This is a genomic window from Streptomyces sp. NPDC006283 (assembly GCF_040613325.1).
In the GTDB taxonomy this organism is placed as follows: Bacteria; Actinomycetota; Actinomycetes; order Streptomycetales; family Streptomycetaceae; genus Streptomyces.
Genome location: NZ_JBEXRZ010000071.1, coordinates 23,763 through 34,022, shown reverse-complemented (window position 1 = coordinate 34,022; position 10,260 = coordinate 23,763). Strand labels below are relative to the sequence as shown.

At 72.3% G+C, this 10,260-nt stretch carries 9 protein-coding genes; 5 read left to right on the top strand and 4 right to left on the bottom strand.

Annotated elements, in window-relative coordinates; all coding sequences use genetic code 11:
• The first annotated feature begins 286 nt into the window (after positions 1 to 286).
• Together ppk2 and rsgA are read left to right on the top strand one after the other, a co-directional pair.
• Positions 287 to 1,246, top strand: a complete 960-nt coding sequence (ppk2, locus tag ABZ070_RS17200) for a polyphosphate kinase 2 (protein ID WP_356634561.1) — start codon at positions 287 to 289, stop codon at positions 1,244 to 1,246.
• A gap of 329 nt (positions 1,247 to 1,575) precedes the next feature.
• A complete protein-coding gene (gene rsgA / locus ABZ070_RS17195) occupies positions 1,576 to 2,685 on the top strand; it encodes a ribosome small subunit-dependent GTPase A (RefSeq protein WP_356634554.1) in 1,110 nt (369 codons plus the stop codon).
• Between the two features lie 126 nt (positions 2,686 to 2,811).
• On the opposite strand, the gene ABZ070_RS17190 is transcribed toward rsgA, so the two are convergent.
• Positions 2,812 to 3,081: a hypothetical protein gene (locus ABZ070_RS17190; protein WP_356634552.1), complete on the bottom strand. Its 270-nt coding sequence runs from the start codon at positions 3,079 to 3,081 to the stop codon at positions 2,812 to 2,814.
• On the bottom strand, positions 3,078 to 3,551 hold the full coding sequence (locus ABZ070_RS17185; protein ID WP_356634550.1) for a hypothetical protein: 474 nt from the start codon (positions 3,549 to 3,551) through the stop codon (positions 3,078 to 3,080). Before ABZ070_RS17185 ends, ABZ070_RS17190 begins: the two co-directional genes overlap by 4 nt.
• Positions 3,552 to 3,634: 83 nt before the next feature.
• Here ABZ070_RS17185 and ABZ070_RS17180 point away from each other — a divergent pair, with 83 nt between their 5' ends.
• Complete coding sequence (locus tag ABZ070_RS17180) at positions 3,635 to 3,979, top strand: helix-turn-helix transcriptional regulator (protein WP_356634548.1); 345 nt, start codon at positions 3,635 to 3,637, stop codon at positions 3,977 to 3,979.
• Positions 3,976 to 4,650: a permease prefix domain 1-containing protein gene (locus ABZ070_RS17175; RefSeq protein WP_356634546.1), complete on the top strand. Its 675-nt coding sequence runs from the start codon at positions 3,976 to 3,978 to the stop codon at positions 4,648 to 4,650. The genes ABZ070_RS17180 and ABZ070_RS17175 overlap by 4 nt, the downstream gene beginning before the upstream one ends.
• 177 nt (positions 4,651 to 4,827) lie before the next feature.
• Here the strand turns inward: ABZ070_RS17175 and ABZ070_RS17170 are convergent, their stop codons facing one another.
• Together ABZ070_RS17170 and ABZ070_RS17165 are read right to left on the bottom strand one after the other, a co-directional pair.
• Positions 4,828 to 5,310 carry a DUF456 domain-containing protein gene (locus ABZ070_RS17170; RefSeq protein ID WP_356634544.1) on the bottom strand — a complete coding sequence of 161 codons (483 nt, stop codon included), beginning with the start codon at positions 5,308 to 5,310 and terminating at the stop codon, positions 4,828 to 4,830.
• A gap of 17 nt (positions 5,311 to 5,327) precedes the next feature.
• Positions 5,328 to 6,326, bottom strand: coding sequence for a helix-turn-helix domain-containing protein (locus ABZ070_RS17165; protein WP_356634542.1), 999 nt, complete (start codon positions 6,324 to 6,326; stop codon positions 5,328 to 5,330).
• Between the two features lie 185 nt (positions 6,327 to 6,511).
• Between ABZ070_RS17165 and ABZ070_RS17160 the strand changes: the two genes are divergently transcribed.
• The gene (locus tag ABZ070_RS17160; protein ID WP_356634540.1) at positions 6,512 to 10,255 is read left to right on the top strand and encodes a S8 family serine peptidase; all 3,744 of its coding nucleotides are present in this window, start codon (positions 6,512 to 6,514) and stop codon (positions 10,253 to 10,255) included.
• Positions 10,256 to 10,260: the final 5 nt, after the last annotated feature.

Sequence of the window (10,260 nt, the reverse complement as noted above, 5' to 3'; positions counted from 1 at the left end):
CCAGCGCGAACCCGGTCGGCATCCGCGAGTGCGGCCAGGGCGACGTGGACGCGCCAGGCGTCCGTCACTGCGGACTGGTGCAGCATTCGGGAGACGTTCCCGGTCCGCCCCCGCCTCGTGCGTGAACCCCTCGGGAGCGGCCCCGCCTCCCGCGCGCCGGGTGCCGGGTGCCGGGTGGCGGTATCAGGGAGTTCGCGTGGTTCCGCGAGACGAGGTGACGCCGGTGTATGACGACGAGAACGACAAGGGCAGCGACACCACCAGCCACGAAAAGGAAGCGGAGCGGCTGCTGTACGGACTGACCGTGGACGAGAGCCGGCCCGAGCGTCCCGTCCTTCTCGATGCTGCGGGCCGTCCGATCAAGACGTGGCAGCAGAACCATCCGTACGAGCGCAAAGTGCCTCGCGCCGCGTACGAACGGCGCAAGCGGGTGCTGCAGATCGAGATGCTCAAGATGCAGCGCTGGGTGAAGGACACGGGGCAGCGGCTCATCATCATCTGCGAGGGACGCGACGCCGCCGGTAAGGGAGGGACGATCCAGCGGTTCACGGAGCGGCTGAACCCGCGCGGCGCGCGCGTGGTCGCACTGGAGAAGCCGACCGAGCGCGAGGCCGGGCAGTGGTACTTCCAGCGTTATGTGGCGCATCTGCCCTCGGCCGGTGAGATCGTCTTCTTCGACCGCTCCTGGTACAACAGGGCCGGCGTGGAACGGGTGATGGACTTCTGCACCCAGGACGAGTACGAACTGTTCCTGCGCCAGTGCCCTGATTTCGAGCGGATGCTCGTGGACGACGGGATCCTGCTCGTGAAGTTCTGGTTCTCCGTCTCCCAGGCCGAACAGCGCACCCGCTTCGCGATCCGGCAGGTGGATCCGGTACGGCAGTGGAAACTGTCCCCCACGGACGTGGCCTCCTTGGACCTGTGGGACGAGTACACCGCGGCGAAGGTCGACATGTTCCGGGCCACCGACACGCAGGAGGCGCCCTGGACCGTGGTCAAGAGCAACGACAAACGCCGCGGCCGCCTCGAGGCCATGCGCAGCCTGTTGTGGCGGCTGGACTACGCCAGCAAGGACGTCGAGGCGATCGGTGTGCCCGATCCGCTGATCGTCGGCTCCGCCGACACCCTCCTCGAGCCGGGCGAGGAAAGCAGCAACCTGTCGCCCACACCGCTGTCGGGCCGGGCCCTGGGACGGGGGCAGCACCCCGGAGACGCCACGGCGCGCGGGGAGCCGGGAGCCGGCTGACGGGCAGCGGGCGGCACCGCTCGTGGAGCCGGCCGCGGACCACGCGTCCCCCCGCCGGCAGGCCTGCAGAGTGCCGCCGGGCCGTGCGAATAAATTCCGTGGCACCCGACGTACCCGTGCCTCTAGGGTGGGTGCGAATCGAGCGGTGGCCGGTGGCCTCCGCTCCTGGTCGAGTGAAGTGCAGGAGGTGTGACCCGATGGCTGTCTTCGCGACGGGCGCTGCCCACATCCAGAAGTGCGTCAAGTCCACCTCCGCGGCCACCGGCTGACCTTCCACATCCTTCGCGCCCAAGACGCGCGTGCCGGGGCCGCCCTGTGAAGGGTTTCCCTTGAATCTGTCTGCTCTTTCGACCTCTTCTTCTTCGTCGCACTCTCTCGCCCCGTACGGCTGGAACGAGGGCTGGGAGGCGGAGTTCGCCCCGTACGCCGACCGCGGTCTGCTGCCCGGCCGCGTCCTGCGGGTCGACCGCGGCCAGTGCGACGTGATCACCCCTGGCGGTGTGGTGCGCGCGGACACCGAGTTCGTCACGCCCCGCAACCCGATGGAGATCGTCTGCACCGGCGACTGGGTGGCCGTCGACCCCGACGGCGACCCGCAGTTCGTACGCACCCTCCTGCCGCGGCGCACCGCCATCGTGCGGTCGACGTCGTCCAAGCGGTCGGAGGGCCAGGTGCTGGCCACCAACATCGACCACATCGTCATCTGCGTCTCGCTCGCGGTCGAACTCGATCTCGGCCGGATCGAGCGCTTCCTGGCGCTGGCATGGGAGAGCGGTGCGCAACCGCTCGTCGTCCTCACCAAGGCCGACCTCGTCCCCGACGTCACCGGTCTGTCCTACCTCGTGCAGGACGTCGAGACCACGGCCCCCGGCGTCCAGGTCCTGCCCGTCAGTTCCGCCTCGGGGGAGGGCGTCGAGGTGCTCAAGGCGATCGTCGCCGACGGCACCAGCGTCCTGCTCGGCACTTCCGGCGCAGGCAAGTCCACCCTCGCCAACGCCCTGCTCGGCGAGGACGTCATGGAGGTCCAGGCCACCCGTGACATCGACGGGAAGGGCCGGCACACGACCACGACCCGCAATCTGCTCGTCCTTCCGGCAGGGGGAGTTCTCATCGACACGCCTGGTCTGCGGGGAGTGGGGCTGTGGGACGCGGCGACCGGCGTGAACCAGGTGTTCTCGGAGATCGACGACCTCGCGGAACGGTGCCGGTTCCACGATTGCGCGCACGAGGCCGAGCCGGGGTGCGCGGTGCTCGCCGCGATCGAGGACGGCGCGCTGCCGGAACGCCGGCTGGAGAGCTACCGCAAGCTGTTGCGGGAGAACCAGCGGATCGTCGCGAAGACGGACGCGAGGCTGCGGGCGGAGATCCGGCGCGACTGGAAGATGAAGGGCGCGGAGGGCCGTGCGGCGATGGCTGCCAAGCGCGGGCGTCTGTGCTGAAGCGCCGTCTGCGCTGAGGCACCGTCACCGGGGGTGCTCGCGCCCATGGGTGGACTGCCCATGGGCGCGGCTCCCGCAGGCTGCCGTCGTGGTCCGGGGTGCGGCGGCCTGCCCGGGCGCCCGGGCTCACGCCCCCGTTCGGGTTCGGCTTCGCATGCGGCGCAGGGCGAGCACCCCGCCGACTCCCGGAACGAGGGCATGTCGTCGGGCGCCCGACGCGGCGGCGGAGGGGGCCGTCGCGGTGGCCGCGATGACGACGAGGTAGGCGGTGCCGTGCAGCGGGCCGACGAGGGACGAGACCGCCGGTGTGTGGGTGGTGAAGAGGTTGCCGAGCAGCACCACCAGGGAGGCGGCCTCGACGGCGGCCGCGAACCGCAAGGTGCGTACGGCGCTCACGCGCCCGTCGTGGAGCCGGGGCGGACGATCATCAGGACGACGACGACGGCCCACAGGACGTTGAAGATGCCGGTGAGCATGGTCAGCCGGGCTGCGACCGGGCGCGCAGCGCCCTCGGCCGGCGATTCCTGAGCCGACGTGAGCAGCCGCTGCTGGGCGGGCAGGATGGCCAGCGCCAGCAGGGCCGCGGCGATCGCGGTCAACAGGAGCGACGCGATCAGCCAGGCGTCGGTGAGGACGCCGAGCTGGGCGCCGGTGGCGATGCCGAAGACCGGCACGGCGAGGCCGGCGATGGCGTAGCCGCGGCAGATCCGGTGCAGGAGCGCGGCGATCCCGGCGGCCCGCCCGCCCGGATCCTCGCCGCCGGACGCCTGCAGCGCAAAGCGCGGGAACATCGAGGCGGCCACGGTGATCGATCCGACCGCCAGGATCGCCGCGAGGACATGGATGGACAGCAGCAGCTTGGTCACTGCGGGCGCCTCCCCTTCGTGATTACTACGTTGGCTGCCAATACATACACTGCCAATGCTGCTTTTGTGTAGGCTGCCTACTCATGAGGGCGGATGCGGTGCGAGGGCACCTGGACGGACTGCTGCTGGCCGTGCTCGAGCAGGGCCCGCTGCACGGTTACGCGATCATCGCCGCGGTCCAGCGGCGCAGCGGAGGCGTGCTCGAGCTGCGCACGGGCACGATCTACCCGGCGCTGAACCGGCTCGAGCGGCTCGGGCTGCTGAGCAGCAGCTGGCAGTCCGAGGGCGAACGGCGCAGGCGGTGTTACGAGCTCACCGACGCGGGCCGGCACACCTTGGCCGGGGAACGGACCGCGTGGACCGAGTTCACCACGGCGATCGGCTCGGTCCTGAACCCCGCCGCGCCGCCGCCCGGACTCGCGACATGACGGCCGCCGGTCGGCAGGCCGACCCAGTCGAGGACCACGTCCGGGGCCTGACCGCTGCCCTGCACGGCCCCGTCCGGGCCAAGGCCAGGATGATCCAGGAGATCCGCGACGGCCTCGCGGACACGGTGGAGGCGCATGCCCACGAAGGGATGCCCTATCGCAGCGCCGCCCAGCAGGCGGTACGGGAGTTCGGCACCGTCGACGAACTCGTGCCGAGCTGCCAGCGGGAGCTGACCATCGCCCAGGCCCGGCACACCGCCCGGGCCGTCGCCCTCACCGCCCCCTTCCTCATCGCCTGCTGGTACCTGTCCTGGACCGCACACCATGGCCAGACCTGGCTGCTGCCCCGGACCGCGCAACTCCTGGCCGTTCACCTGGCCGGTGTTGCGACGGTGGCCGCCGTGCTCGCCGCCGCGACACTGGCCGTCACCGGCACCCTCGCCCGCCGGCTGGCCACCCCGCGGCGGCTGCCTCTCGCGGTCGCCTGGGCCGGCACCACCGCCAGCGTGGCCATGGCGCTCGCGACGCTCGCGCTCGCCACCGCCGCAGTGCTGGCCACGCACTGGCCACTGCTCGCGTGCGCCGGCGCCCTCGCGGCCGCGTCGCACGCCAGGGTGGCGGCGTCGGCCCGGGCGTGCCGGCGATGCGCGCGGCTGCCGGTCGCGAGGTGACCTGTGCGGGCGAGAACGTGAGGGCCCGTCAGCGGCGGCTTGACCTCGCCGGTCTCGTCGGGGCTCCGCCCCGAACCCCGCGCCTCAAACGCCGGCGGGGCTGGAGATGCCCGAGCCTGCGCTTGGTTGCCGGCGGGGCCGGAGTTGTCCGAGCCTGCGCCTCACACGCCCCCGTGGTTAGGCCGTGGTCACCGCGCAGATCCACGCGCCGACCACGAGCAGGCACCCGAACAGTTCCACGAGCATGCTCGTGCCCCCCGCGCGCATCACGGCACGGGTCGCCGCCTTCGCCTGGCCGTGGCCGCCCAGGCGCCTGCGTTCGGTGCCGTAGATTCCGCCGATGAACCCGGGGACCGCGCCCACGACGGGGACGAGGAAGAAGCCGACGAGGGCGCCGGCGCCCGCGTACGCCGCCGTCCTGCGGCTGAGGCCCACCTCGCGCAGCCGGCGGGCGGGCAGCAGCCAGACGATCACCTGGTTGACGAGCAGGACCGCCGTCGAGCCGACGAGCAGCACCCAGGCCGCCCCCGTCTGCTCGTGCAGCGACCACCAGAGCATCGCCGCCCACACCAGCCACGGCCCCGGGACACCCGGGGCGACGACCCCGAGGAGGCCCAGCAGCATCACCCCGCCGACCATCAGCAGCTGCCACACGCCCACATGCCCAGAGTGCAGGATCAGTTCCGTTCGTGCAGGTCGCGAGCCACCCAGCCCTTCGCGTAGGCGTGCCAGCCCAGTTGCAGGCGCGTGGTCACGCCGGTGAGCTCCATCAGTCCCTTGACCCGGCGCTGCACGGTCCGCAGGCCCAGGTCCAGCTGCTTGGCGACGCTCGCGTCGGTCATGCCGGAGAGCAGCAGGGACAAAATCTCGAGGTCCGTGGCGTCGGGGCCGACCGAGTCCTCGGCGAAGGTGTCGCCGAGGCCCCCGAGCCGCAGGGGCACGGCGTCCCGCCAGACCGCCTCGAAGAGGCCCATCAGGGATTCCAGCAGCCCGCTGGCGTGGACGACGAGCGCCGCGGGCTCGGCGCCGCGCCCGGTGAGGGGAACCATCGCCAGGGCGCGGTCGGCGATGACGAGCTTCGTCGGCACCCGGTCGACCACGCGGACCTGCTCGTCGCGGCTCAGCGCCGCCGACAGTTCCGCGAACCCGCCGGGCATGGTCAGCACCTCGCGCTCCACGACGACCCGGTACGCCACACCGCGCGCCGCCGCGTTCTCCTCGGCCTCGTTGTCCGTGCCGGTGACGGCGACGGGCTTGCCGGTGACGAGCGCGCAGACCTCCTCCGTCGCGCCGAGCTGCAGCTGGACGAAGCGGTGTACGACGGCGCTCGCCCCTGTCACCACCTCGACCAGGTCGTGGACCGCCGGCTCGTCGGACTCCGCGCGGTACTCCTCGGCGAGCAGCGCCGCCGCGAGTTCCGCCTGCTCCAGCTCGTGGCGCTGCTGCGTCAGCAGCGCACCGAGCGCGACACCGGGCGGTGCGGCGACCCAGCGTCCGGTGCGTGCGGAGGACTGTGCGGCCAGCCCGTGCTGCTCGAGGCGCCGCAGGGCGCGTTCCGTTTCCGGCTCCGGCAATGTGAGCCGGCGTGCGAGATCGGCGATCTCTGCGGCCCCGAGCGCGACCAGCGCGCGGTAGGCCGACTCCTGTCTCTCGTCGAGCCCTATCGCTCCCAGCACCGAACCCCTCCCCGGACGTGTGCTTATGGGCCGCCGTGGCGGAAACCGGCCACGGCGTAAACCCGCCGCGGGACATCATCCCTGCACCGGCCGCATCTCTGTCAACGTGGTGCCACCGCAGCACCAACAGCCACCGGAGACGGGACCTTTGTGCCCTTTTGCGGTCGGAATCAGATGGGAGAGCGATGCGCCCGATATCGCGTACGGCACTGGGAGCGGCCACAGCCGCCGTCCTGGCCGTCACGACAATCGCGCCGTCGGCGGCCGCCGGGCCGCAGGACGAGGCGGCCGGGAAGAGACCGTTGGTCGGCAGCGAGGCCGAAGCGCGACAGGGGGAGCGGCCGACCACGGTCACCCTGGTCACGGGCGACCGTGTACTCGTCGGCAAGGACGCCGCCGGGGCCCCGTCGGTCACCGTGCTGCCGCGCCCCGACGGCACGACCGCGACCGTGCAGACGCGCCGAGCGGGGGAGGACCTGTACGTCTACCCCGAGGGCGCCGCCGCCGTGCTCGCCGCCGGCACGGTCGACGAGCAGCTCTTCAACGTCACCGGCCTGGTCCGCCAGGGCTACGACGACGCACACACCACCGCCCTGCCCCTGATCGCCACGTACCGCAACGATGTCGCCCGCTCCGTCCCCGCCGCGCCGCGCGGTGCCGAGCGCTCCCTCGTGCTGGACGCCGTCGACGGCGTCGCACTCAAGGCCGACAAGAAGCATGCGGCCGACTTCTGGGCCGATGTCACCGACACCCGTTCGCGGTCCGCCGCGGGCTTGAAGAAGCTGTGGCTGGACCGCAAGGTCGAGGCCACCTTGGACCGTTCCACCCGGCAGGTCCGGGCCGACCTGGCCTGGGCCGCCGGATACGACGGCAAGGGCACCAAGGTCGCCGTCCTCGACACCGGTGTCGACGCCGAACACCCCGACCTCAAGGGGCGCGTCGCCGCCGCGGAGAACTTCACCGACTCCGAGACGCCCGACGACCGTCAGGGCCACGGCACCCACACCATCTCCACCGTCGGCGGCTCCGGCGCGGCGAGCGACGGCAGGAACAAGGGTGTCGCCCCCGGCGCCCAACTGCTCAGCGGCAAGGTCCTGAACGACTCCGGCTCCGGCGCCGCCTCGTGGATCATCGCCGGCATGCAGTGGGCCGTCGACCAGAAGGCCGACGTCGTCTCCATGAGCCTCGGCAGCGTCGAGCCGACCGACTGCACCGACCCGATGAGCACCGCCGCGGAGGAACTCGCCCAGAGCAAGGGCACGTTGTTCGTCGTCGCCGCCGGCAACACCGGCCCGGCACTGAACACCGTCTCCTCGCCCGGCTGCGCGCCGAGTGTCCTCACCGTCGGCGCGGTCGACCGCGACGACAGCACCGCCCAGTTCTCCAGCCGCGGCCCCGCGATCGTCACGCACACCCTCAAGCCCGAGATCGCCGCGCCCGGCGTCGGCATCTCGGCGGCCGCCGCGGGCGGCCGGGGCGTGTACGCGTACCGGTCGATGTCCGGCACCTCGATGGCCGCCCCGCACGTCGCGGGCGCCGCCGCCGTCGTCAAGCAGCGCAGGCCCGGCTGGACCGCGCAGCAGATCAAGGCCGCGCTGGTGTCCTCGGCGAAGGCGTCCGTGCCCGGCGATGTACGGGAGACGGGCGGTGGCCGGCTCGACGTGAAGGCCGCCGTCGACGCCACCGTGACCGGCGCCCCCGCCGTCCAGGGCGGCGCCTTCAACTGGCCCCAGGACGACAGCGACCGCACCACCGTCGAGATTCCGTACACCAACAGTGGCGACGCGCCCGTCCGGCTCGACCTGGACGTGCGGAACGTCACCGGCAACGACGGCTCCGCCGTTCGCTCCGGCCTCGCCCGGCTCGGCGCACGCTCGGTGACCGTGCCTGCCGGTGCGACCGTAAAGGTCCCGCTGACCCTGGACCCGTCCACCCGTCTCGATCGCGCCCAGTACGGCGACATCACCGGCCGCGTCATCGCGACCGCGCGCGGTGTCACCGTCTCCACGCCGTTCTCGCTGTACGTTGAGCCCGAGACGGTCACGCTGCGCGTCAAGCTTCTCGACCGCGCAGGCAAGCCCGCCGCCGGGTCGTCCTCGATCGACGTCATCGGCACCGACGACGCGACGGGCGAGCGCCGCGCCAACGCCGGCGCGGCCGACCAGGTCTACCGGCTGCGGCCCGGCTCGTACTTCCTCTCCTCCTTCGTCACGTCACCCGACGGCACCGTGACCTATCTGGGCAGGCCCCAGGTCGAGTTGAAGAAGGACACGACCGTCGTGCTCGACGCACGCGACGCGCACCGGCTGGGCATCAGGACCGACCGTAAGTCCGAGACCCGCACCACCACCCTCGGCTTCGCCCGCAGCTGGGACGACACCTGGGTGCACGCAGGCACCCTCTCCGGCTCGCGCTCCGTCACCGGCTACTACGCGGACGTCCAAGGGCGGCCCCAGGAAGGCGACTTCGAGTTCGCCAGCTACTGGCGCGCCTACGCCCCGCTGATCGAGCAGCTCACCGTCGACGGAGGCCCGGCACTGCACCCCGTCGCCGCGAGCACCGGCTCCGTCAACCTCGACGGCACCGGCGAGGCGGGCCTGGTCGACGCCGGCAGCGGCACTCCGGCGGAGCTCGAAGCGGCGGACGTGAAGGGCCGGTTCGCGCTCGTACGTCTGCCCGACGGCAGCCCGAACGCCACGACGGTGGCCCGCAACGCCAAGGCCGCGGGCGCCCTCGCCGTCGTCGTGCACCGCTCCGCGCCCGGCGCGTGGCTGCCGGCCACCGGCTTCGGTGCCGCCCCGCACCCGGTCCTCGGCGTCGAGGCCGCGGAGGCCGCGCTGCTGCTGGAGCGGCTCGCGGACGGCCCCGTCACCCTGCGCTGGAAGGCCACCGCCAAGAGCCCGTACGTCTACAACCTCGCCTTCCCCGAGTCCGGCCCGGTGACCTCCGACCGCACCTACCGGGTCCGGGACGCCAAGCTCGCCAGGAACGAGTCCGCGTACCGTGCGATGGGCGTTGCCACCGACTACTCCGACGGCCTCATCGCCCACCGCCCGAACGGCATCCAGGCATCGGTCTACGGGTTCGACCTGGTCCCCGCACCGGGCGTGCGCACCGAGTACTACACACCCGGCGACACCCGGTGGGAGCGGTACGTCTCCTCCAGCCTCCCGTGGGGTGAGTACCTCTTCGACGGGCCGCGCGGCTACCGCACGGGCGAGCAGCGCGAGGAGACCTGGTACGGCGGGGTCCTTGCCCCGGCCGCACCTCTCGACACGTCGGGCAGGCCGGCGCTCGCCGCGGAACGCCAGGGCAACCTGATCGGCGCCGCCCCCGCCTTCTGGGGCGACAGCGAACACGTGGGCACAGGCGGGTCGTTCGGCGACATCGGGAACATGCGGCTCGTCCGTGACGGCGAGGAGATCGGGCAGAGCCCCTACCCCTTCGGCGTCTTCGAGGTGCCGGCCGGCGACGCGGCGTACGAACTGTCCATGACCACCATGAAGGTCGGGTCGCCCGCGGCGGTCTGGAAGCGCTCCACCCAGGTACGGACGACCTGGAGGTTCCACTCCCACCTCGACGAGTCCGTCTACTCCCAGGGCATCCCGCTCCTCTTCCCCGGCTACGGTCTCCCCGAGGACGGCCTCAAGACCGTCGCCCCGCGCGACGGACTGCGGATCGCCCTGACCGCGACGGGGCACGCCGGCTACAAGCCCGGGGCGCTGACCGCGGCGAAGGTCTCGTACTCGTACGACGGCGGCGAGACGTGGACCGAGGCGGTCACGGAGCGGCGTGGCGACGACGCGTGGGCCGCGACCGTGAACCACGCCGACGCGGCCGGCAGCAGCGTCACCCTGAAAACCGAACTGACGGACGCCAAGGGAAACTCCGTCACCCAGCTCGTGGTCGACGCGTACGGGGTGCGCTGACGCGC